Annotated in this window: 19 protein-coding genes; 15 read left to right on the top strand and 4 right to left on the bottom strand. The window is 64.3% G+C overall.

What is annotated here, in order from left to right; translation table 11 throughout:
* Nucleotides 1-5: 5 nt before the first annotated feature.
* A complete protein-coding gene (locus DBV08_RS10035; RefSeq protein WP_124567342.1) occupies nt 6-1,733 on the bottom strand; it encodes an Hsp70 family protein in 1,728 nt (575 codons plus the stop codon).
* Nucleotides 1,734-2,067: 334 nt separating this feature from the next.
* On the opposite strand from DBV08_RS10035, the gene DBV08_RS10030 reads away from it, so the two are divergent.
* From DBV08_RS10030 to DBV08_RS10010, 5 genes are all read left to right on the top strand, one after another.
* Nucleotides 2,068-4,353: an IniB N-terminal domain-containing protein gene (locus tag DBV08_RS10030; protein ID WP_124567341.1), complete on the top strand. Its 2,286-nt coding sequence runs from the start codon at nt 2,068-2,070 to the stop codon at nt 4,351-4,353.
* Nucleotides 4,354-4,476: 123 nt separating this feature from the next.
* Nucleotides 4,477-6,345: a dynamin family protein gene (locus tag DBV08_RS10025; RefSeq protein WP_124567340.1), complete on the top strand. Its 1,869-nt coding sequence runs from the start codon at nt 4,477-4,479 to the stop codon at nt 6,343-6,345.
* Nucleotides 6,342-7,826 (top strand): dynamin family protein, encoded by a 1,485-nt coding sequence (locus DBV08_RS10020; protein ID WP_095972479.1) that lies wholly within the window; start codon nt 6,342-6,344, stop codon nt 7,824-7,826. The genes DBV08_RS10025 and DBV08_RS10020 overlap by 4 nt, the downstream gene beginning before the upstream one ends.
* A 104-nt stretch (nt 7,827-7,930) precedes the next feature.
* Complete coding sequence (locus tag DBV08_RS10015) at nt 7,931-9,514, top strand: MFS transporter (RefSeq protein ID WP_124567339.1); 1,584 nt, start codon at nt 7,931-7,933, stop codon at nt 9,512-9,514.
* Nucleotides 9,515-9,537: 23 nt separating this feature from the next.
* Nucleotides 9,538-10,182: an FMN-dependent NADH-azoreductase gene (locus DBV08_RS10010; protein ID WP_124567338.1), complete on the top strand. Its 645-nt coding sequence runs from the start codon at nt 9,538-9,540 to the stop codon at nt 10,180-10,182.
* A 5-nt stretch (nt 10,183-10,187) separates the two neighbouring features.
* Here the strand turns inward: DBV08_RS10010 and DBV08_RS10005 are convergent, their stop codons facing one another.
* Both DBV08_RS10005 and DBV08_RS10000 read right to left on the bottom strand, forming a co-directional pair.
* Nucleotides 10,188-11,192 carry a TIGR03617 family F420-dependent LLM class oxidoreductase gene (locus DBV08_RS10005; RefSeq protein WP_095972476.1) on the bottom strand — a complete coding sequence of 335 codons (1,005 nt, stop codon included), beginning with the start codon at nt 11,190-11,192 and terminating at the stop codon, nt 10,188-10,190.
* On the bottom strand, nt 11,189-11,764 hold the full coding sequence (locus tag DBV08_RS10000; RefSeq protein WP_260395473.1) for a hypothetical protein: 576 nt from the start codon (nt 11,762-11,764) through the stop codon (nt 11,189-11,191). Before DBV08_RS10000 ends, DBV08_RS10005 begins: the two co-directional genes overlap by 4 nt.
* Nucleotides 11,765-12,026: 262 nt before the next feature.
* Here DBV08_RS10000 and dnaK point away from each other — a divergent pair, with 262 nt between their 5' ends.
* The 9 genes from dnaK to DBV08_RS09955 all read left to right on the top strand — a co-directional run bounded on the left by dnaK (nt 12,027) and on the right by DBV08_RS09955 (nt 22,355).
* On the top strand, nt 12,027-13,880 hold the full coding sequence (gene dnaK, locus DBV08_RS09995) for a molecular chaperone DnaK (protein WP_003944365.1): 1,854 nt from the start codon (nt 12,027-12,029) through the stop codon (nt 13,878-13,880).
* Nucleotides 13,877-14,473 (top strand): nucleotide exchange factor GrpE, encoded by a 597-nt coding sequence (gene grpE / locus DBV08_RS09990; protein ID WP_095972475.1) that lies wholly within the window; start codon nt 13,877-13,879, stop codon nt 14,471-14,473. Before dnaK ends, grpE begins: the two co-directional genes overlap by 4 nt.
* Nucleotides 14,474-14,495: 22 nt before the next feature.
* Nucleotides 14,496-15,668, top strand: coding sequence for a molecular chaperone DnaJ (gene dnaJ, locus DBV08_RS09985; protein ID WP_095972474.1), 1,173 nt, complete (start codon nt 14,496-14,498; stop codon nt 15,666-15,668).
* Nucleotides 15,665-16,075: a heat shock protein transcriptional repressor HspR gene (locus tag DBV08_RS09980; RefSeq protein ID WP_003944355.1), complete on the top strand. Its 411-nt coding sequence runs from the start codon at nt 15,665-15,667 to the stop codon at nt 16,073-16,075. Before dnaJ ends, DBV08_RS09980 begins: the two co-directional genes overlap by 4 nt.
* A 332-nt stretch (nt 16,076-16,407) precedes the next feature.
* Entirely contained in the window at nt 16,408-17,622 is a 1,215-nt protein-coding gene (locus tag DBV08_RS09975) for an ABC transporter substrate-binding protein (RefSeq protein WP_124567337.1), read from the top strand.
* Complete coding sequence (locus tag DBV08_RS09970) at nt 17,619-18,476, top strand: branched-chain amino acid ABC transporter permease (protein WP_020906602.1); 858 nt, start codon at nt 17,619-17,621, stop codon at nt 18,474-18,476. The genes DBV08_RS09975 and DBV08_RS09970 overlap by 4 nt, the downstream gene beginning before the upstream one ends.
* A gap of 1 nt (nt 18,477) precedes the next feature.
* Entirely contained in the window at nt 18,478-20,328 is a 1,851-nt protein-coding gene (locus DBV08_RS09965; RefSeq protein WP_124567336.1) for an ABC transporter permease subunit, read from the top strand.
* Nucleotides 20,328-21,047, top strand: a complete 720-nt coding sequence (locus tag DBV08_RS09960; RefSeq protein ID WP_050656301.1) for an ABC transporter ATP-binding protein — start codon at nt 20,328-20,330, stop codon at nt 21,045-21,047. The genes DBV08_RS09965 and DBV08_RS09960 overlap by 1 nt, the downstream gene beginning before the upstream one ends.
* 132 nt (nt 21,048-21,179) lie before the next feature.
* Nucleotides 21,180-22,355 (top strand): NADH:flavin oxidoreductase, encoded by a 1,176-nt coding sequence (locus DBV08_RS09955; RefSeq protein ID WP_124567335.1) that lies wholly within the window; start codon nt 21,180-21,182, stop codon nt 22,353-22,355.
* A gap of 91 nt (nt 22,356-22,446) precedes the next feature.
* On the opposite strand, the gene DBV08_RS09950 is transcribed toward DBV08_RS09955, so the two are convergent.
* On the bottom strand, nt 22,447-22,908 hold the full coding sequence (locus tag DBV08_RS09950; protein ID WP_095972469.1) for a hypothetical protein: 462 nt from the start codon (nt 22,906-22,908) through the stop codon (nt 22,447-22,449).
* A gap of 176 nt (nt 22,909-23,084) precedes the next feature.
* Between DBV08_RS09950 and DBV08_RS09945 the strand changes: the two genes are divergently transcribed.
* Nucleotides 23,085-23,744: a response regulator transcription factor gene (locus DBV08_RS09945; RefSeq protein ID WP_095972468.1), complete on the top strand. Its 660-nt coding sequence runs from the start codon at nt 23,085-23,087 to the stop codon at nt 23,742-23,744.
* Nucleotides 23,745-23,746 lie beyond the last annotated feature (2 nt).

Below are 23,746 nucleotides of genomic sequence, written 5' to 3'. Positions count from 1 at the left end.
TCCGGTCAGCGGATCGGCGCGGTGACGCCGCCGACGACACCACCGACCACGTTGCCGACACCACCGACGACGTTACCGAGGCCTCCGACCACGCCGCCGACTCCGTTCCCGACGCCGTCGACCAGACCGCCGACTCCGTTGCCGATGCCGGTCGCAGCATCACCGATACCGGTTCCGACGCCTGCTCCCGGGGCGGGCGCGGGTGCCGGGCCGGGGGCGGGGGCTGGTGCGGGAGCCGGGGCGCCGGGTGCGGCAGGTGCAGGCGCCGACTGGGCGGTCTCGCTCGGTGCGGGCGCGGATCCAGCCGGTGCGCCGGCAACCGGCACTGCCCCTGGCGCCGTTGTCGAACCCGCTGCGGCAGCAGGAGATCCGGGCTGATTGTTCTGAGTACCGTTGTTCGCAGTCGTGGATCCGGTGCCTGCTGCTTCGGCTGCCGTGGTGCTGCCGGGAGTAGAGCCCGGTGTGGTCGAAGCGGTGGACGAGGTGGACTCGTTGGTGGTGTTCGCCGAACTGGACGGAATGTTGATCTTGTCCATGGCTGTTCCGATTCCGAGTCCGCCTGCGGCGAGCACGATGAATGCTCCCACCACTGCAGCAACGACACCCACTCTCGACGAGCGTCGAGTCGCCGTGTTCTCTTCTTCAGTCGGCTCGGCAATCAACGGCGTGGAGAAGGTGGGAACCGGTGCGGGCTTGCGCGACGGCTCGACGGGAATCACTGCAGTGGCGGCGGCCGGCACGTGCGAGTCTCTGGCGTCGAGTGCGAGGGCCGCGGCGCCGGACGCCGCGCACGACGCTGGATCGGCGTCGGCGATCACCGGGACACGAAGCTCCGCAGACAACAGTTCGGCGACTAGGGGAATGGACGAGCTTCCTCCGGCCAGAACAACCTGATTTACGTCACTGGACTCGACGCCGGCAGATCGCAGGCTTTCACGCACCAAAGCCACCGATTCGGTGAGGGCGGGCCGGATCAGATCCTCGAGCTCGGAACGGACGAGTCGGATGTCGCTCAGGGCGCCGGGAAGCGCCACTCGGGCAACGGTTTCCGTCTCGGTGGAAAGCTCCTCCTTGGCTGCGCGGGCATTCTCGCGCAGAGTTTCCAGCGCGGCAATCGTCTCGGGAGCAAAGGGATCAAGGGTTGCGAAGTGGTCGGAAACCGCATCGAGCAGGTGCACGGTGACGAGGTGATCGAATTCGTCGCCGCCGATGTCCTCGCTGCGCAGTGGCTTTCCGAAGATTTCGCTCCGTCCGCCGGTCGTGGACATCATCGTGACGTCGAGCGAGCGAGCGCCGAGGTCGTAGACGACGGTCAGACCGTCGTTGACAGCGGTTCCGGAAGCGGCGAGCCACGCCATGACGGCCGCAGGTTCGGCGACGAGAGTAGCCCCGTGAACGCCGGCATCGTCCAGCGCGGACTCCATGGTGCGTGTTGTGTGGCGGTTCCACGCCACCGGGTGAGCCAGGACAACGGTTGTCCCTTCATCGCCGTCCGCCTGGCCCACGAGCGCGCCTACCGCTGTTGCCGCGAGAGCCTCGCCACGGTACTCGGTACCGTCGGCGGCAAGTATCGGAATCGGGTCGCCGACGCGCTCGACAAATCCGGTGATGACGGATCCGTCGTCCAATTGCAGTGCACTGGGTAAGCGGACCTGTTGCGTTTCACCGGTCGAGCCGTCGGTGACAGCTACGAGAGTGGCCGAACCGATGCTGATGCCGAGCCCTGCCGCCATGAACGAACTCCCCTGGTCGTGGGCGACAGAAGGACTGTCGCGGTTGTCTGCGATGTCGGTTTCAGGACCAAGATCGTTACCGGATCGGAGGCGTCGCGAAGAAGTAGGGGGCCGATCCCCTAATCGGGGCATATCCCCTAATCCGACCGGGCGTAGCCCATAGGGGACTTCCCCGTCCGCCCCTGCAGATGAGGGGGGTGCACCCCGTTGGCCCCCACCGCAAAAGTTCTTAGCGTTGATTCCACTCGCTACCTCTGGCAGCGCACCAGTTTCCGGATCACCGGCAACAACCCACCGGCAACAACCCGGTCAACGAACTTCAGGAGAACCCGCCATGGCAACGAACGCCGTACTCGAATTCATCCTCGGGCTACTTCGTGACGACGAGGCAGCTGCCAACTACTGCGCCAACCCGACTGCGGCCCTCAATGCTGCCGGTCTGTGCGACGTCAGCCCCGCCGACATCGTCGCGGTCGCTCCGCTGGTCGCCGAGTCCGGCCTCTTTGCCGGTGGCGGCGCCGACCTGTCCGCGATCGTCAACGCCGGCGCGTCCGCTGCCGGTGCGATCGGCGGCGGACTCGGAATCGGCGGCGGCCTCACCGGTGGTCTCGGTGGCGGTCTGGGCGGCAGCCTGGGTCTCGGCGCCGGCGCGGGCCTCGGAGTCGGAGGAGCCCTCGGCGGCCAGTTCGACCTGGTCGGCGACTTCGCAGCAGCCCTCAGTGCTGCGCTTGCCATCGGCGGCGAGATCAGTGCCGACCTCGGTGCAGCCTTCGGCGCTGTCATCGAAGCCGGTCTCGGTCTGGGCGGTGCACTCGATCTCGAGGGAGCTCTCGATCTGGGCGCACAGCTCAGCGCGGCTCTGAGCGGTGCCCTCGGGGTGACCGGCGGCCTGACCGCGGAACTGGGAGCAGCCCTCGACGCCGCGATCGGCGCGGTCGGCGGACTCGACCTGACGGCAGGGCTCAGCGGAGCTCTTGCACCCGTCTTCGCCATCGGTGGCGATCTCGGAGCCGATCTCGGACTGGCTCTCGGTGGACTCCTCGGCGGCGCAGCAGACCTCAGTGGTCTTCTCGACATCGGCGGCGAACTGGGGGCGAGCCTGACCGGCGCTCTGGAATCCGCCCTTGCCCTCGGCGGCGGCCTGGATCTGGCCGGCGCTCTGACGGGCGACCTCAGCACGGCATTGTCCGGCGCGCTCTCCGGTGTCCTGGGAGCCGGCGGCACGATCGGCGCCGATCTGGGTGCATCGCTCGGCGGCGTCCTCGGAGCGATCACGGATGTCGGCGTCCTCACCGATATCGCAGGCGGCCTCGACCTCGGTGCTGCCCTGAGCGGCGCACTCGGCGGCGCACTCGGCGTCGGTGGCGGATTGGAAACTGCACTCGGCGGCGCACTCGACGCAGCACTGGGCCTCGGCGGAGGACTCGACCTTGACGCCGTACTCGGCGGCGGCGCGGACCTCGGCGCCCAGCTCAGCGCAGCACTCTCCGGTGCCCTCGGCGCCGGCGGAACGGTCGGAGCCGACCTGGGCGGCGCACTGGGCGGATTGCTCGGGGGAGCACTCGACATCGAAGGCGGTCTCGGCGCAGACCTCGCAGCGGCTCTGGGCGGCGGCGCGAATCTGTCGACGGCTCTCGAAGGCGTCCTCGGTTCGGCGCTCGGCGTCGATGCCGGGCTCGCAGGTGGACTCGGCGGCGCCCTCGACGCGGCGCTGGGCGCAGGTGGACTTACCGGAATCGACCTCGGTGGTGCACTCGGCCTGGGCGGCGAAGCAGGCTTGGCCGCCGGTGTGGCTGCGGCTCTCGACACCGCTCTCGCAGGTGCAGGTGGCTTGGGTGCTGTCGGTTCCGTGGGCACGGACCTCACCGGCGCGCTGGACGGTGCGCTGGGCGCCGGCCTCGGACTGGGGGGCTCACTCGACAGCGTTCTCGGTGCCGAAGGTGCACTCGGTGGAGCGCTGGACACGGCACTGAACCTCGGCGGAATCGACACCGGTTCGATCGGCGCCGACCTGCCTTCCGTCGACCTCGGCGCAGTGAACCTTGGCCCGATCTCCGCTGAACTGCCTTCCGTCGACCTCGGAGGTATCGCGGCGGACGGACTGAACCTCGGCGCTGTGACCGGCGATCTCGGAGCGACGGTGGGCGGTGCTCTGGACGCAACAGCAGGGCTCGACGCAACCGCAGGTCTCGACGCAGCCACGAACGCGGCAGCAGGTTTGGGAGGGTCGCTCGGCGCAGCACTGAACGGCGTCACCGACCTCGGTGGATCGCTCGGCGGGGCTGTCGGAGCAGCTACCGACGTGACGGGTTCGATCGGTGCCGACGCAGCCGCGGCTGCTGGTGGCACCTTCGACGGTGGCGGTACCGTTGGCGGCGGCGGCGTCGCTGACCTGGGTGGATCACTCGGTGGAGCAGTCAGCGGAGTGTCCGACCTGACGAGTTCGTTGACCGGTGCGCTGAACCCGTGGTCGTCGATCGATGCGACCGATGCTTTCGGTTCGGGCTCCGATTCGGGACTGAGCGCCGCTACCGGGCACTCGCTCTTCGCCGAGGATTCGGTTGCAGCGCCGGTCGATCACATCGACCCGGTTGCGGTTGTCGATCACCTGCATCCCTGATCTGCTGACGCAGGAACTGAAATCGGTCAAAATGACCTGATGTAACAAATCCGGCCCTGCGCGCGCTATGCGTTCGCAGGGCCGGATATTCGAGTCGGGAAGAATTGCGGGTCAACGAAGCTCATGAGTGATTCAGCGAGTCAGGTAAGCAGTCGGAAGGCGCGCGTCGCGTCGTCGACGGCGTCGTTGCTCGAACGAACAGCAGTCGTGGCGAAGGATTTCGGGCGAACGGATCTGGTGCGCCGACTCGAGAATGCTCAGGTCAGAGTCAATGATCCGCGTATTCGTATCGTGGTGGTCGGACCCCTCAAGCAGGGCAAGAGCCAGTTCGTCAATTCTCTGCTCGGCATCGACGTGTGCTCGGTCGGTGACGACGAGACCACTGCCGTGGCGACGGTCGTTCAGCACGCGGAGACCGCGGTCGCCGAACTGATTCTCGCCGATCCGGGTGCGGCGCCCATTCGGGTGCCCCTCCCACTCGAAGAACTGATGGGGATCACGCCGGCCACGCCTCGCGCCGAAGGGCGTGAAGTTCTGCGTGTGGAAGTGGGTGTTCCCAGTCCTCTGTTGGCCGACGGTTTGGTTCTGATCGACACCCCCGGTGTCGGTGGTCATGGAAATCCTCATGCTGCAGGAACATTGGGATTGATCACTGCGGCCGATGCAGTGTTGGTTCTGTCGGACTCCAGCCAGGAGTTCACCGAACCGGAGCTGGGATTCATCCGCCAGGTCGTCAATCTGTGTCCTGCGGTAGCCGGGTTGATCAGCAAGACCGATCTGTACCCGCACTGGCGGCAGATCCTCGACGCCGATCGCGGACATCTCCAGCGAGCCGGGTTGGACCTGCCGCTCATTCCGATCTCCTCGGTACTGCGGTCGCACGCTCTGAGGCTGGGGGACAAGGAACTCGAAGCGGAATCCGGATTTTTGGACCTCTATCAGTTTCTGCGGGACAACGTCGTTGCGCGTGCCGAGTCGAACACTCGACGCGCCGTTGCGATGGACGTCCGTTCCGCGGCAGCGCATCTGACGTTGGAGATGGGCAGTGAGCTTGCGGCGTTGAAGGATCCGTCGACAGCTCAGGCAGCGGTCGCCGGCCTGCAGCGTGCTCGGGCAGCGGCCGAGGAACTGCACAAGAAGACCTCACTCTGGCAACAGAGCCTCGGCGACGGCATCGCAGACCTCGCCGCCGACATCGATCACGACCTCCGGGACCGGTTGCGCCGGGTCACCCGCCAGGCCGAGGAGACTGTCGACGAAGGCGATCCCGGTAAGGACTGGGACGTTGTAGGGGAGTGGCTCGAACAGGAGATTGCCACCGCCATCGGAGACAACTTCGTGTGGGCTCACGATCGAGCTCAATGGTTGGCAGAGGTTGTGGCGCAGCACTTTGCGGAGACCGGCGACGTCGCGCTCCCGCATCTCGACGTTGCCGACACCGACGGTTTCCTGGAACCGGTTGGCGCGTTGTCGGACCTCGAATCCGGCCGAATCGGGATCACTCAGAAGGTCCTGGTCGGCATGCGCGGCTCGTACGGCGGCGTCCTGATGTTCGGCTTGATCACCACGATGATGGGCATGGCACTGGTCAACCCGATCTCGATCGGAGCCGGGGTTCTGCTGGGAACCAAGGCTTATCGCGAAGACAAGCAAGCGCAGGTGCTCAAGCGTCGGGCCGAGGCGAAAGCGGCTATCCGACGGTTTGCCGACGACGTCAGCTTCCAGGTGGGCAAGGAGTCGAAGGATCGCCTCCGCCTGGTGCAGCGGCTTCTGCGGGATCATTTCACCGACATCGCCGAGCAGGCGCTGCGCTCGATCAACGAATCCCTCCGCGCCACGCAGGAAGCCGCGCAGTTGGAGTCGAGTGAACATGCAGCTCGTATCAAGCGTCTGGAGACCGACATGCGCGTCGTCGCAGAGCTTGATGCCGTTGCCGGAACGCTGATCGGCGAAACTCCCGCTCCTGCTTCGGCAAAGGTGACCAACGCATGAATGCCGCGACTGCTCTGACCGCCGTGGAGTCGGCACACGCACTGATCGACCACGCCAGACGGGTCTACGCGGACCAACCGCAGACGCGAGCCCAGTTGGAAGAATGTGCGGCCAGGCTCGACGAGCCACTCCGAGTGGCGCTCGCCGGCTCCCTCAAGGCGGGTAAGTCGACGCTGCTCAATTCGCTTGTCGGACAGGATATAGCGCCGACCGACGCGACGGAGTGCACGCGCGTCGTCACCTGGTATCGGAACGGGACAACGCCGCAGGTGACCGCGACGGCCGAGAACGGTGCCGAGTTCAACGTGCCGGTGACGCGCCGCGACGGCAGGCTCACGTTCGATCTGGGGGAGTACACCGCAGACTCGGTGGACCGCATCGACGTCGACTGGCCGTCTTCGGCATTGGCTCGCACGACGATCATCGACACCCCTGGTACCTCGTCGCTCTCGACCGAGGTTTCGGCCAGAACGTGGGACATGCTTGTTCCCGACGGCGGGGCACCGGGCGCGGATGCAGTGGTCTATCTGCTGCGCGCCCTGAACGCCAGCGACATGCAGTTCCTCGGGAAGATCGCTGATCATGTCGGCGGAGAATCCGGCCCGCTCGGAGTGATCGGTGTTCTCTCGCGCGCTGACGAGGTCGGTGCAGGCAGACTCGACGCATTGTCCTCGGCGAAGGACGTCGCGGCACGATTTGCCGAGGAGTTGGAGCGAACCGGCCTGTGCCAGTCGGTGGTTCCGGTGGCAGGTTTGCTCGCCCTCGCTGCTCGGACGATGCGGCAGAGTGAGTTCGCGGCCTTCTCGGCGCTCGCGCAGGTTCCGGCCGAGGATCTGAGCCTTGCGCTGCTCTCCGCGGACCGTTTTGCCAGGCAGGACAGTCCGCTTCCGGTCGACGCGGCCATGCGCGCGCAGTTGGCCGATCGGTTCGGGCTCTTCGGAATTCGTCTCGCCGTGACGTCGATCAAGCTGGGCGCCACTGATTCCCCGTCCCTGGCCGCGGAATTGTTGGAGCGAAGCGGATTGGACGAACTGCGTCAGGTGATCGACGTTCAATTCGGGCAGCGCGCGGATCAACTGAAATCGCACACCGCTCTGGTGACGTTGGGCCGGATCCTCGAAGCCGATCCGAGTGAGGAAGGCGATCAGATCGCGGCAGAGGCACAACGGTTGCTCGCCGACGTTCACGGTTTCCACGAACTTCGACTGCTCGGGCGACTTCGTTCGGTACACACGGATCTGCCACCCGACGACCTGGCACAACTGCAAAGACTGATCGGTGGCTACGGAATCCGGGCCAGTGACCGTCTGGGCTGCGAACCGGAAGAATCGCCGGAGGTGCAGCGTGCGCGGGCTACGGCGGCTGTCCGGCGATGGCGCGAGTTGTCCAGGCATCCGCTCTTCGACAGGTTTACCTCGCGCGCGTGCCTGGTTGCTGCCCGCAGCGCCGAGGGCGTCTTGGCTGAAATTGTGCCCGAATAGGGACCCGTTCACTGTGCGAGCGCTTGGAGAGGGTTCTATCTTGAGTTCGGGATGATCCGGGCATAACTCCCAGGTCCGGGTCCCACCTCGATGGGAGCACGCGCATGGCGAGTGACATCAAGTCCGCTTCACCGGATCGAGCCACCCTCGTCCTGGGGACGCTCATCCTGGTCGCTGCGGTCGCGAACCTCAACCTCTCGGTCGCGAATGTCGCGCTGCCGGACATCGGGCGGGCCTTCGACGCCAGCCAGACGCAACTGAACCTGATCGCGGTAGGGTACTCGCTCGGCTTGGCCGGAACGGTGCTCTACCTGGGGGCCTTGGGAGACCGATACGGCCGCAAGATGTTGCTGGTCACCGGTATGGCGCTGTCCATTCCGGCGTCGATCGTGGCGGGATTCGCCGGGAACTTCGAAGTGCTGTTCCTCGCTCGGATAGTCGGGGGCGTGTCGGCAGGTCTGGCATTCCCGACGACGCTGGCGATCATCACGGCGCTGTGGGCCGGACCGGCACGAACCAAGGCGATTGCCATGTGGTCGGCAATAGGTGGCGCGATTTCAGCACTCGGTCCGATCGTCTCGGGGGCGCTGCTCGAGCAGTTTCACTGGGGTTCGGTCTTCTTCGTCACCCTTCCGTTGGCCCTTGTGGCCCTGATCTGTTCGCTGGTGTTGGTGCCCGCTCACGTCAACGAGACGACCGAGCGGGTCGATCACCTCGGCGGCACAGTGTCGATCGTCTTCATCGGGGCGCTGGTGTTGTCCATCAACTTCGCGCCGGTGAAGGGTTCGGGCACGTTGGCTCTGGTGCTCGGGGCAATAGCGGTCGTCGCGGGTATCGGGTTCTTCCTGCAACAGCGACGCGCGGTCAATCCGCTGTTCGATCTTCACGTAGCCGCGCGCCCGACCTTCTGGGTCGCGGCGGTGGGCGGTTTGGTCGTGTTCGGTTCGCTCATGGGTGCGATGTTCATCGGCCAGCAGTTCCTGCAGAACGTCCTCGGCTACTCGACGCTGGCAGCCGGTGCGGCGATCATTCCGGCTGCGCTGGCGATGGTGATCGTTGCGCCGCGCTCGGCGACCATGATCGAAAAGTACGGCGCCCGCGTCACGCTGCTCTCCGGCTACTTGTTCGTCGTTCTGGGGTTGTTCGTCGCGCTGTTCCTGTGGAACGAAAGCACGCAGTACTGGCAGGTCGCGCTGGCCTACGCACTGGTCGGCATCGGCGTCGGCCTGGCCGGCACACCGGCATCTCGTTCGCTGACCGGATCCGTTCCCGTGCATCGCGCGGGTATGGCGTCGGGAACGTCGGACCTGCAACGCGACCTGGGCGGGGCCATCATGCAGTCGATTCTCGGCGGAATACTCACGGCCGGGTACGCAAAATCGTTGGGTAATGCGATCTCGTCATCACCGAACGCATCGGAGGTGACTCCCGAAACTCAGGCCGCGCTCACCAAATCTTTCTCCAGCGCCGAAGTTCTGGCGGAACGCTACCCGCAATACGCGGACCAAATCATGACCGCCGCCAAAAACGCCTTCCTGGACGGGGATACAAACGCCTACATCGCGGCGATCATCATCGTGTGCGCCGGGGCCGCGGTGGTGACGTTCTTCTATCCGCATCGCGAGCGCGAACGTGTTCTGCTGGCGCAGTACGCGGCAGAATCCGATCTCGCCGCGGAGAAGAGTTGAGCGCGCTCTGGTAGTGATGAGGAATGCCACAGCTACTTCACATCGATTCGTCTGCCGAACTCCACAACTCGACCTCGCGTGATCTGACTGCCCTGTTCGCTCAGCAGTGGTCGAAGAACAGCCCGGATCACACGACGGTGACGGTGGACCTGCATCGGGATCCGTTGCCGCACCTCGCGGATGCGGCCCTGCACTACGCACCACGCTTGCGAGTCGATGGGGAGATTCCGGATCCCGCCGCGGAAGCACTGCAGGCTCGGATCATCGAGCAACTCATCGCTGCGGACGCAGTCGTGATCGGTGCACCGATGTACAACTGGTCGATCCCGTCCACGTTGAAGGCATGGATCGATTACGTACACGTCCTGGGGACGACGGTGCCTTTCGACACGCGCACTCAGCCGCTGGCCGGTAAGCCGGTGGTGATCGTGTCCAGCCGTGGGAACACCTATGGGCCGGGTTCGGGGAACGAGGCCAACGATCACACCGTCCCGCCACTCGTGCAGGTGCTCGGGGTGTCGATGGGAATGGATGTCTCCGTCATCACCGCGGAACTGACGTTGGCGCACCGTATTCCGGCGATGGCACCTCTGATCGAGCAGGGTGACGAAAGCCTGCGCGCTGCCCGGGAATCGCTCGTCGAGTTGGCACGCACTCTGCGAGCCTGAGCAGTTCAGTCGAGAGACGAGATCAGCGACGCCACGTCGGCCGGTTCTGCGTCGTAACCGGGGAAGTAGCAGCACACCTCGTCGGCATGCTCGCCGAACCGCCGCCGAATCTCGGCCGCACACTCTTCGGGGGTGCCGACGACGGCGAGTGTGGTCAGCATCGGATCGGTGATCAGTGACGCCATGTCGGCGTAGCCGCCTCGCTTGGACAGGGCATTGAGTTCCGGTTGGACCTCGCCCCACCCTTCGACGTCGAGCACCGGACGGTATGCGGGCGTCGAACCGTAGAACGAGAGCAGGGCTCGGACGCCTCGTGCAGCCGCGGCGAGTTGTTCGTCGCCGCGGCCGACGCCGACGATGACCTGCGGGATGATCGTGAATTCTTCTCGGGTGCGGCCGGATTCACGAAGACCGGCATCGACGGCCGGAAGTGTTCGTTCGAGGAAATGGCGGTGCGTGTGGAACGGCATGACCAGTAGTCCGTCGGCCACCTCCGCCGCCGTTCGGGTCATCACCGGCCCGAGTGCCCCCATCAGGATGGGCGGCGGCCCATAGGGATTGGGGCCGGGATCGAAAGTCGGTGGCATCAGAGTGTGGGTGTAGAACTCGCCGCGGAAGTTCAGCGTCGAGGTGTTCTCCCATGCCGTGAAGATCGCCTTGACCGCGGCGACCGTCTCCTTCATGCGGGCCGCTGGACGCGACCACGTTGCGCTGTAGCGTTTTTCGATGTGCGGTTTGATCTGCGATCCGAGACCCAGGCGAAAGTGCCCGCGACTGAGCAACTGCAGGTCGTTGGCCGAATGTGCCAGATGCATGGGACTACGGGGGAACGCGATGGCGACGTTGGTCATCAGGTCGAGGTCGACGGCCGATGCCGCTTCGACGAGTGGGAAGAACACGTCGTGTGGTCCTTCGAAGGTGAACAGGCCACCGGCGCCGGTCTCCGCGAGTTCACGGCTGCGAGCAGCCCCCGCGCCCGGCGCGGAGTCGAGTTGTACGTGAACCTTCATCGGCGTACTCGCAACCAAGTGCTGACACCGGGAGCGAACGGAGCGATCGCCGCCACTGCGACAAGGACACAGTAGAGAATCGGACCCCATCTCAGAACTCCAGCGCCGATATCCGCAGCGCCGTCGACCAGAGACATGAAGCCGAGTCCGGCCGCGATGCTCACGACTCCCACGATCGCCGTCATCGCCCGCCCGGCGTTCTTGCGGGCACGGAGGAGTTGAAGGCTCATGAGTGCGAGCAGGACCAGGACGAGAGCGCCGCCGCCGCTGCCCACCAGGACGACCGTCACGGCATCGGAGATGTCGGTGGACGAGTATCCGGGATTGTCGCGCGCAGTCGATTCCTCGAGGGCTGACCGGACGTCGTCGAGACTGGTGACTACCACTCCGGCGATACCGGCCAGGACTACGAACGAGCCGATCCAGGCGGAAGTAGACAACGTCACGGCTTTGGGCGTCTCGTCGTTCGCTGCAGGTCGGAGCGGCCGAACCGAGACGTCGGGTCGCTCGGGGGCTGGGCGCGCCGGCGCCGGTCGAGCAGGTCGAACGGGAGGATTGTCGGGATCGGTCACCGGCCGATCGTAGCCATTCGTACAGATCTGGAAGTGATGTGGCACACTTTTTCGGCTTTTCGGGGAAGGCGGGAACAAATCTACGTGGGCTGTAGTTGACCATTTCGACAAGCTTGAGCGCCCTCGGCTCAACTTCGAGTTGACTCCCGGCTACGGTCGGAGGCAAACTTGAGCGGAGGACGCTCACCAAGCGAAAAACTCGCGGTCATGTTCGAGATCAACCACTCGGGCAGAGAACCGCAGAACGAAAGGTAGGAACACTATGGCTCGTGCAGTCGGTATCGATCTCGGTACGACCAACTCGGTAGTTGCAGTGCTGGAGGGCGGCGAGCCCGTAGTGGTCGCCAACGCCGAAGGCTCACGTACCACCCCCTCGGTGGTCGCATTTGCCAAGAACGGCGAGGTTCTCGTCGGTCAGCCCGCGAAGAACCAGGCAGTCACGAACGTCGACCGCACCCTCCGCTCCGTCAAGCGCCACATCGGCACTGACTGGAACGTGGAAATCGACGGCAAGAAGTACACGCCGCAGGAAATCAGCGCCCGCACGCTCATGAAGCTCAAGCGTGACGCGGAGGCTTACCTCGGCGAAGACATCACCGACGCCGTCATCACCGTCCCCGCGTACTTCGAGGACGCACAGCGTCAGGCAACCAAGGAAGCCGGCCAGATCGCCGGCCTCAACGTCCTTCGTATTGTCAACGAGCCCACCGCGGCTGCACTGGCATACGGACTGGACAAGGGTGACACCGAGCAGACCATTCTGGTCTTCGACCTCGGTGGCGGCACCTTCGACGTCTCCTTGCTCGAAATCGGCGACGGCGTCGTCGAGGTTCGCGCAACCTCCGGTGACAACCACCTCGGTGGCGACGACTGGGACGAGCGCGTCGTCGCTTGGCTGGTCGACAAGTTCAAGGCTCAGAACGGCATCGATCTGACCAAGGACAAGATGGCGCTGCAGCGTCTGCGTGAGGCTGCGGAGAAGGCGAAGATCGAGCTCTCCAGCTCGCAGAGCACCTCCATCAACCTCCCGTACATCACGGTCGACGCGGACAAGAACCCGCTCTTCCTGGACGAGCAGCTCACCCGCAGCGAGTTCCAGAAGATCACTTCGGACCTGCTCGATCGCACTCGTGCGCCGTTCCAGGCAGTGATCAAGGACAGCGGAATCGCCGTCAAGGACATCGACCATGTCGTGCTCGTCGGTGGCTCCACCCGTATGCCGGCCGTCTCCGATCTGGTTCGTGAACTGACCGGTGGCCGTGAGCCCAACAAGGGCGTCAACCCGGACGAGGTCGTCGCAGTCGGCGCCGCACTCCAGGCCGGCGTGCTCAAGGGTGAGGTCAAGGACGTTCTGCTCCTCGACGTCACGCCGCTTTCCCTCGGTATCGAAACCAAGGGTGGCGTGATGACCAAGCTCATCGAGCGCAACACCACGATCCCCACGAAGCGTTCCGAAACCTTCACCACCGCTGACGACAATCAGCCTTCGGTGCAGATCCAGGTCTTCCAGGGTGAGCGCGAAATCGCTTCGCACAACAAGCTGCTCGGTTCCTTCGAGCTCACCGATCTGCCGCCCGCCCCGCGTGGCGTTCCGCAGATCGAGGTCACCTTCGACATCGACGCCAACGGCATCGTGCACGTGACGGCGAAGGACAAGGGCACCGGCAAGGAAAACACGATCAAGATCCAGGACGGCTCCGGTCTGTCCAAAGAAGAGATCGAGCGCATGGTCAAGGACGCCGAGGCTCACGCCGAGGAAGACAAGGCCCGTCGCGAAGAGGCAGAGGTTCGCAACCAGGCCGAGTCGCTGGTCCACCAGACGGAGAAGTTCGTCAAGGAGCAGCGTGAAGGTGAGAACGCGGGCAAGGTCTCCGAGGAGATCCTGACCAAGGTCGAGGCAGCGGTCAAGGACGTCAACGACGCCCTGGCAGGCACCGACATCGCTGCAGTGAAGACCGCAGTGGAGAAGCTGGGCACCGAGTCGCAGGCTCTGGGCCAGGCCATCTACGAGGCTTCCGCTGCAAACGAGGCCGGAAACACCGACGGCGCAGGCAATGACGACGACGTCGTCGACGCCGAGGTTGTCGACGAGCCCACCGACTCGGACAAGAAGTGACCTCGGACAACCCCGAGAACAACCCGGTCGACCCCGAGACCGGTGCACAGGGAGAGGCGGCGGGGGAATCCCTGCCGCCGCTCGACTCGGAAGACACAGGGGTAGTTCAGGAAGCAGAGTCGATCGTGGAGGAAGCATCCGCCACCGATCAGCTCGCCGAACGAACTGCGGATCTGCAGCGACTTCAGGCGGAGTTCACCAACTACCGTCGTCGCGTCGAGCGTGACAAGCAGGTCATCAAGGAAACCGCGCGGGCTTCGGTCATCACCGAGCTCATCGGAATCCTCGACGACCTGGATCGCGCTCGGGCACACGGTGACCTCGAATCGGGTCCACTGCGTGCACTCGCGGACAAGCTCAACACGACCCTGACGGGTCTGGGTTTGACCGACTTCGGTAACGAGGGTGACGATTTCGATCCCGCACTCCACGAAGCGGTGCAGCATGAAGGCGAAGGCCACGACCCCGTACTCGGGACGGTCATGCGCAAGGGTTACAAGCTCGGCGACCGGGTCCTTCGGACCGCGATGGTGGCCGTGACGGACCGGGTAGGCGACAAGCCTGCAGACGGTTCAGAACAAGAAGCGAAGTAAGAGTGAGAGGAGGAGACGCCCAGTGAGTCAACGGGAGTGGATCGAGAAGGACTTCTACAAGGAGCTGGGCGTCTCGTCCACCGCGACGGCCGACGAAATCAAGAAGGCGTATCGCAAGCTGGCTCGGGATCTTCATCCCGACGCCAACCCTGACGATGCGAAGGCCGAAGAGCGTTTCAAGTCCGTCAGTGAAGCTCATGCCGTTCTGTCCGATCCGGACAAGCGCAAGGAGTACGACGAGGCCAGGCGCCTCTTTGCCAGCGGAGGCTTCGGCCCCCGCGCCCAAGGCGGCGGCGGATTCAACCCCGGCGCCGGCGGTTTCGACATCAACGATCTGTTCGGCGGCGGTGCCGGCGCGCAGGACTCGGGTCTCGGCGACATCTTCGGCGGATTGTTCAACCGCGGGGGAGCGGGCCAGCGCACAGCCGCACCCAACCGCCCGCGTCGAGGCAAGGATCTCGAGACCGAGACGACGCTCGCCTTCCGTGAAGCAGCGCTCGGTGTCACCGTCCCACTTCGTCTGACAAGTCCGACGTCGTGCACCACGTGCCACGGCAGCGGCGCGAAGCCAGGCACCAGCCCGCGAGTGTGCCCGCATTGCAACGGAACCGGCGTTGTCAGCCGGAACCAGGGCGCCTTCGGATTCAGTGAGCCGTGCGACGATTGCCGGGGAACCGGCTCGATCATCGACTCGCCGTGCGAGGACTGCCACGGTAGCGGCGTCACCAACCGGACACGGACCATCACGGTTCGCGTGCCCGCCGGCGTGAGTGACGGTCAGAAGATCAGGCTCAAGGGCAAGGGCGAAGCGGGCCTCCGCGGAGCACCGGCCGGTGACCTGTTCGTCAACATCCGCGTCAAGCCCGACAGCGTCTTCGGCCGCAACGGTGACGACCTGACTCTGACGGTTCCGGTGAGCTACGGCGAACTGGTGCTCGGCACGACACTGTCCGTGCCGACCCTGGAGGGCCGTGTCGGAGTGAAGGTTCCGGCCGGGACGGTGGACGGACGCATTCTGCGAGTTCGCGGACGCGGTATCCCCAAGCGTCCCGATGGTGCCGGTGATCTCCTGGTCACCGTCAAGGTATCCGTCCCGCAGAAGTTGGACGACCCGGCGATCGAAGCGCTGAAGACCTATCTCGAAGCCGAGAAGGCGAGCGGGTTCGATCCACGGGCCGGGTGGGCCGGTGCATGATGACCGAACGACCGCAGAATCAATGGGATGCGACGGTCGATCCTGACGCCCAGATCTTCGTGATCTCGGTGGCAGCCGAGTTGGCCGGAATGCATGCGCAGACCTTGCGCAACTACGATCGACTCGGTTTGGTCACCCCTCACCGAACCACTGGTGGAGGACGACGCTACTCCCCGCGTGATGTTGCGCTTCTTCGTGAGGTGCAACGGCTTTCGCAGGACGAGGGCGTCAACCTTGCCGGAATCAAACGGATCATCGAACTGACCAACCAGGTCGAGGCTTTGCAGCATCGCGTCCGCGAATTGGCCGAGGAAATCGCGAAAGTCCATGCGGGCTACCGCCGGGACCTCGTTCCGATTCCGCGCAACAACGCGTTGGTGGTCTGGAAACCCCGCAACCAGCGGTAGTCGGACCTAGTCACAAACGGCTCCACGCCCTGTCGGATTCATTTCATCGAATCCCGCAGGGCGTGGGGCCGTTTTGGCGTTTCCACCCAGCGGGAATCGGTCTGTCGAGGCGACCTGAATGTGCATAGCGTCCGCTTCCATGAATCCTCTTTTACGCGTTTGACGTTATCCAGATCACATTCTATGCTCCAACCCAAGCAACTGCTTGCTAGATCATCAAGCGGGTGCTTGGTCGGCTGGTGCTCCAAATCAGGCGCGTCCACCGGTCGACCCTTCTTTCGTCAGGTATTCGCCTGACGTTCGGTGCATACATGTGTTCTAGGAGTGCAGACATGAATCGTCGGCCCATTCTTGTTGCGGCAGTAGCCGTGACGGCTCTGGCTCTCGCGGGGTGTAGTGGTTCTTCGGAGTCCGAAGGTGGCGCGGATTCGCCGTACCGAGTGCTGTTGACCGGCGGGATCAGTGCACAGGGCGTTCTCGCGGCGAACTCGCAGACCTCGCTGCTGGCCACCAAGGCCGGCGTTCAGGTCCAGAACGAGGCCGGGGGAATCGGTGGCCGTCAGATCGAGCTCACCACTGTCGACGACGCGGGTGATGCAACCATCGCCGTCACCAAGCTGCGCGAAGCCATCAACTCGGGGAACAAGCCTGACCTCTACCTCAACTCGGGTCCTTCGTCGATTGCGGCTGCGGTTCTCCCGATCCTCAAGCAGAACAACATCCTCTCGCTGAGCATGGCGCCTTCTCCCGATTCGACGGACCCCTCGAAGTTCCCGCTGAACTTCGACCTGGCTCCGGGTGCGACCGACACCGCTCGCGGCATCTCCGAGTATGCAAAGACCAAGAGCTACAGCAGCGTCGGAGTCCTGCACGGCAGTACCGCCTACGGTGAACTTTTCGGCGAGGAGATGACCAGTGCGCTCGAGAAGGTCGGCTTGAAGGCTGCGGGCAACGAGGAGTACGACGCCGCCGCGCTGGACATGACGGCTCAGTTGCAGTCGCTGAAGAATGCCGGTGCAACGGCAATCGCGTTGGACGCGTACGGCGCCCCGCTCGGATACGTGTTGCAGAGCCTGGAGCGACTCGGCTGGGACGTGCCGTTGATCGGCAACACGTCGGTCTCTGCCACCAACCTGATCGCCAACGATCCGCCCGCCGGTGTGCTCGGCACCCCACAGGTGAAGAACCTCGTGACGCAGGTGTTCACCAGCACGGTGTTCGATCCGAACAACGCGCTCGTCACCACGATGGTGGACACGATGGCGTCGCTGGGCTCGATCCCGTCGACGCTGATCCTCGCGGACAACTACGACGCATTCCCCCTCGTCGCGGCCGCAGCGGAGAAGGTCGGCAGTTCGACCGATCCGAAGAAGCTCGCCGAAGCACTGGAAACCGCAGAGGTCCAGGAGAATGCCAAGACCGCATTCCTCTCGCGCTACAACTTCAGCTCCGACAACCACGGCCCGAACCCGGATACCAGTGAGCTGAAGTTCATCAGCCCGACGAAGATCCTCAACGGTCAGTTCGGAAACCCGGCTGCGTCATGACCATTCTGTGGTCCGGATTGGCGCTCGGCGCGGTCTACGTGCTGGTTGCCATCGGGTACAACATCGTTTTCGTTTCGTCCAACACTTTCAACTTCGCTCAAGCTCAACTGATGATGGTGGGCACCTTCGTCGCCTACACGGGTCTGGTGACCCTGAAACTCCCCGTTCTCGTGGTGGCCGTCATGGCAACCGTGACCGTGATGCTCCTCGCCTCGGTCGAGGAGATCGTCGCGATCAGACCGGTGGCCGATCACCAGAACCAGTTGGTCACGACGTTGGGCGTCGCCACCCTGCTCAACGGTGCAACCCAATTGATCTGGGGTAGTGAACCTCTCACGGTTCCTTTCTTCGGATCGAACGAACCGATCACCCTACTCGGCGGCCGTACCTACCCGGTCGAGATCGCTCTGCTTGTTGCGGCGATCGCACTGGTCATCGGGTTGAGTTACGTCTCGAAGAAAACGATGACGGGTCTGGCTCTGATCGGTATCTCCGAGGATCGTGAAGCGGCGATGCTGCGCGGAGTCAACGTCCGACGTTTGGCGCTGGGTGCGTTTGCCTTCTCGGGTGCATTGGCCGGTGTCCTCGGACTGCTGGTCGGTCCCAAGACGTTTGCAGTTGCAACGTTGGGGGCCGCGCTGGCCCTCAAGGGATTCGTGGCGTTGGCGATCGGCGGGTTCGGCTCTCTGCCAGGCGCTTTGATCGGCGGACTGACCGTCGGCCTGGTGGAATCGTTCACCGCCCTGTGGGCGGGAAGTCAGTACAGCAATATCGCCGTCTTCACGGTGCTGATCGTCATCTTGATGGTCAAACCTGCCGGCTTGTTCGGCAACGTCCGAGAACGGGTGGTGTGAGATGGTAAGCGCGTGGCGGACTTTCCGTTCCCTTCCGAGCTGGATCATCCCGTTGGTCCTGGCGGTAGTGATCTTGCTGCTCCCGGTCCTCGGGCTGGATCTGTCGACATCACGGCAGATTCAATTGGCCTGCATCCTGGCACTGGTGGTCAGTGGCCTGAACCTGAGCCTCGGCTTCGCCGGTGAACTGGCGCTCGGCCAGGCCGCGATGTACGCGGCCGGTGCTTACACCGCGGGTCTGATGTCCCAGGCCGGTCACACCGACATTCTGCTCCAGCTCGCTGCCTCCGGAGCTGTGGCGCTGGCGGTCGGTATCTTGACCGGTGTTCCCGGTCTGCGCCTGGGCAACTGGTCCCTGGCGATGACGTCGTTCTTCCTGGTCCTGCTGGTACCGGACGTACTGGCGATCTTCGGCGGTAAGACCGGCGGCCGAAACGGCCTCACCGGTATGGAACCGCCGACGCTCTTCGGTTCCGAACTCGATACTCAGCAGTACTACATGGTGGTCGTCGTCGTGACCGTCCTCTGGTTCGCGGTGATGCGCAACCTCGTGGTCTCACGCCACGGCATCGCGTTCCGCACGCTCAAGCAGTCGCCGGTTCTGGCGTCGTCGCAGGGTGTGTCGGTGTTCCGGATGAAGCTGCTCGGGTATGCGATCGGTGCGTTCCCGGCGGGTCTGGCGGGTGCGCTGTTCGCCAACACCGATCTGTTCATCTCGCCTGAGGCCTTCGGGTTCACCTTTGCCACAGCAGTTCTGGCGGCGTCGATCCTGGGCGGGGCGGCAAGTGTGTACGGCGCGGTTGTCGGTGCCGCGATCATGCAGCTCGGCCCCAACCAGTCGACGGCGTTCCAGGAATACTCGCTGATCTTCTACGGCGGCTTCCTGATCATCGGCGGCGTGCTGCTCTCCGGTGGTTTGACCAAGGTCGGACGAGCGATCGTCTCGAAACTCGATCGCAAGGCCGGCATGGGCGTAGTCACTGCAAAGGAAAACGGCGGTGGGACACCGGAACTTGCGGCGATCAACGGCGCTCGGTTGGTGGTCGACGGAGTGTCCAAGGCATTCGGTGGTAACCAGGCACTCAATGCGGCAACGTTGACGGCCGAGGCCGGTAAGGTCACCGCGTTGATCGGACCCAACGGTTCAGGCAAGACGACCATGCTCAACATGATCTGCGGGTTCTACACCGCCGATGCGGGTGTGATCACGATCGGTGACACGGTGGTCTCGCAGTCGTCGCCGCACAAGGTGGCCCGTGTGGGTGTGGCGCGGACATTCCAGACTCCGACGATTCCGGAGAACATCACGGTTCTGGAAGCTGTTGCATCCGGACGCTATTCGGTGCACCGCGCGTCGATGGCGTCGGCCGTGCTTCGTCTGCCCAGCTTCCGCAGGATCGCAAAGGCCGACATCGTCGAGGCCGAACGTGTCCTCGAACTCGTGGGGATGTCGCACCTACGCAACGAGATCGCGACGTCGCTGCCCCTGGGGATGCGACGCATGCTCGAGGTTGCTCGCGCCGTCATCGCCGAGCCGAGGGTCGTCCTCTTCGACGAGGTGGCATCCGGACTCGACGAGGACGAACTCGAACGCCTGGCAGACCTGATCCGGGTGCTGCGTGATGCCGGGGCCACAGTGGTGTTGGTGGAGCACAACTTCCGCCTCGTCCTCTCGTTGGCCGACGAGATCGTGGTACTGGCTCAGGGACAGGTGATCGCTACCGGTGACGCCGCGACGATCGAACATCACCCACGCGTGTTGAGCGAGTACCTCGGAGTGAAGTCCGGCGATGAGGAAGCGCTTCTCGAAGAAATCGGCGCGGTGGACCATCAGACCAGTGAGGTGAAGTGATGGAACCGATTCTGAAGGTCCGCAACCTGCAGACCGGGTACGGCGATCTGCGCGTCGTCTGGGATGTCTCGTTCGACGTCTATCCCGGTCAGGTGACAGCCCTGCTCGGACGCAACGGAGCCGGCAAGACGAGCACGCTGCGTGCTCTGTCCGGCCTCAACAAGGTGGCCTCTGGAACCGTCGAAATGGATGGCGCCGACATCACCGGAGTTCCCGCGCACAAGCGGGTGCGGCAGGGAATGGCATACGTGCAGGAGGGCAAGCGGGTCTTTCACAAGCAGACCGTCGAACAAAACCTCCTGCTCGGTGGCTATACCCGCAAGGTGAAGCGGAGCGAACTCATGGAGTCCGTCGAGTCCATGTACGAGATGTTCCCGATCCTGGGGGAGAAGCGTTCGCTTCCCGCCGGTTCCATGTCGGGCGGTCAGCAGCAGATGCTCGCGATCGGCGCAGCGCTGATGGCGCAGCCGAGGTTACTCCTTCTCGACGAACCTTCGGGCGGTCTCGCTCCCGTGATCGTCGGTGAGGTGATGGACCGCGTCCAACAACTCAAGGAAACCGGCCTGGCTGTTCTGCTGGTCGAGCAGGCAGTCGAGGCTGCGATGAGCGTCGCCGATCACGTGACGGTCCTCGACATCGGCAAGGTGGTTCTCGACGCCGACGCCAAGGACATCGACGACCTGGCAGTGCTCAAGGATGCGTACTTCGGACGAGTCTGAACGGCACTGACGACTTCAGCCCGGCCACCTCGGCCGGGCTGAAGTCGTTTCCCGCTCCGTGGCACGGGCGCTGGCCATCTCTCGGCCGTGGATTTACCGTCCTGGACACAACTCCCGCGAGAGGCAAACTTGATGACCGCTGCTCCCGACGTACTCGCCCCGGCAAAGCTCGGCCCGGTGACCCTTCGAAATCGAATCATCAAGTCCGCGACATTCGAAGGCAAAACTCCCGACGCCCTGGTCACGGATGAGCTGATCGAATTCCATCGACGCCCGGCAGCCGGTGGGGTCGGGATGTCCACCGTCGCGTACTGCGCCGTCGCACCGGAAGGACGCACCGAATACGGTCAGCTGTGGATGCGGCCCGATGCCCTCCCCGGGCTACGGCGGCTCACCGATGCCATTCACGCCGAAGGTGCTGCTGCGTCGGCGCAGCTCGGGCATGCCGGTCCCGTGGCGAACCAGAAGTCGACCGGACTGCCCGCGCTGGCACCGTCGAGTTCGTTCAATCCGTTGAGCATGAGGATGATTCGCAGCGCCACCACAGCGGACATCACCAGAATTGCGGCGGCGCACGGGAGCGCTGCGCGACTTGCCGTCGAGGCAGGATTCGACGCCGTCGAGATCCACTTCGGTCACAACTATTTCGCGAGCTCGTTCCTGAGCCCGAAACTCAACCGTCGTAAGGACTCCTACGGCGGATCACTGGAGAACCGGGCTCGCGTCGTACTCGACACCGCGCGCAGTGTGCGCGATGCCGTCGGCGACAAGATCGCCATCCTGGCCAAGCTGAACATGGACGACGGTGTGCCAGGCGGATTCTGGGTCGACGAAGCAATCCAGGTGGCGCAGTGGCTCGAAGCATCCGGAAGCGTCGATGCGCTCGAGTTGACGATGGGTAGCTCACTGCTCAACCCGATGTACCTGTTCAAGGGCGATGCGCCGATCCGCGAGTTTGCCGCCGCGATGCCGCAACCTGTGCGACTCGGTGTGCAGTTGGTGGGTAAGAGCATGTTGCATACCTATCCGTACAAGCCCCTGTTCATGTTGGAAGAGGCTCGGCAGATCCGTGCTGCGGTGAAGCTGCCGCTCGTGCTGCTCGGCGGTGTCACGGACAAGGCGGGAATGGATACGGCAATGGCGGAGGGATTCGAGTTCGTCGCCATGGCACGGGCGCTGCTCAGAGAACCGGATCTGATCAATCGGATCGCAGCCGAATCCGATACCCATTCACTGTGCATCCACTGCAACAAGTGCATGCCCACTATCTTCAGTGGTGCCCGCTGCGTGTTGGTCGAACGCGTCTGAGCTGGTCAGCGCACACCACGTCCCGACATCCATGCGGATACCGGGTCGTGGGCCGTAGCGGATCAAGTTCGTGGGTGCTTCGACGCTTGGTTCAGTTCTGCGTGAAGACGTCGTAGGAGGCGTTCATCGTGGGGTAGCCGGTGGCCATGTAGTCGGTGAGGATGACGTGCGTCGGGTCGCCGATGATGCGGGTCCCGTCGAGGGTGGGGTTGCCGGCGTAGTTGTTGGCCGCCATCACGGTCTGGACGCCGTCGGCCACGTTGTAGGTGACGTCGACACCGATGCCTCGGGGATCGCTGCTGTACGCGGTGACGATCTCGGTGGTGTGCGGGGCGAGGTAGGAGCGGGGGCCGTTGATCCACTGTCCGTAGGGGTTGGACGCGCTGTCCAGCAGCATCGGGTTGTCGGTGTTGTTGGTGATGGTCATGGCAACCGTCGGGCCGTCGGTCGGCATGGTGCCGGCGTTGGCGATCGCTGCGGTTCCCAGAGCGGTTCCGCCGAGAGCGAGGGCAATTGCGGTGACTGCTACGAAGCGAGTGGTGTTGGTACGCATGATGTCTGCTCCTGGGATGGTGTGTGGTTGCCGTTCTCGGCGATGAATCAATCTTGTCGCGAATGAGTGCTGCTGTATGTCCGCCGACGGGGCCGCGGCGGGGTTGAATCGTCTGTCCCCCGATCGGGGGAGGCGCAAGTGCTCGCATTGCTGATACGGGCGTGAGAAAGTGAGCAATGCGAGAAGGCACGAAGCCGGTGGTCGGCAAGATTTCCGTGGTGGTCGGCGACGATCACCCGCTGTTCCGTGAGGGCGTGGTTCGGGCTCTGACCGGCAGTGACAGCATCGACGTCCTGGGCGAGGCCGACGACGGCGCAGCAGCGCTCGCAATGATCCGCGAACTACGCCCGAAGGTGGCGCTGCTCGATTTCCGGATGCCGCACCTGGACGGAACTCAGGTCGCCGCCGCAGTGGTCAGAGACGAGCTTCCGACCAGGGTGCTACTGCTCAGCGCTCACGACGAGTCGTCCGTCGTCTATCAGGCTCTGCAAGCCGGCGCTGCCGGGTTCCTGCCGAAGGAATCCACTCGCGCCGAGATCGTGAGCGCCGTACTCGACTGTGCCGCGGGCCGAGATGTGTTGCCTCCCAGCATCGCCGCCGGATTGGTGGGGGAGGTCCGGCGTCGCAGTGAACCTTCCGGTCCGACGCTCAGTGCCCGCGAACGTGAGGTTCTCGGATTGATCGCGCAGGGCGCAAGCATCCCGGCCATCGCCGCACAGCTCTTTCTCGCGCCCTCCACTGTCAAGACCCACGTACAGCGCCTCTACGAGAAACTCGGAGTCAACGATCGAGGCGCCGCCGTCGCCGCTGCGATGCGACAGGGTCTGTTGGAGTGAGC

It is taken from the genome of Rhodococcus sp. KBW08 (assembly GCF_003852455.1).
Taxonomy (GTDB): domain Bacteria; phylum Actinomycetota; class Actinomycetes; order Mycobacteriales; family Mycobacteriaceae; genus Rhodococcus_F; species Rhodococcus_F baikonurensis.
This window is presented reverse-complemented; position numbering and strand designations above follow the sequence as displayed.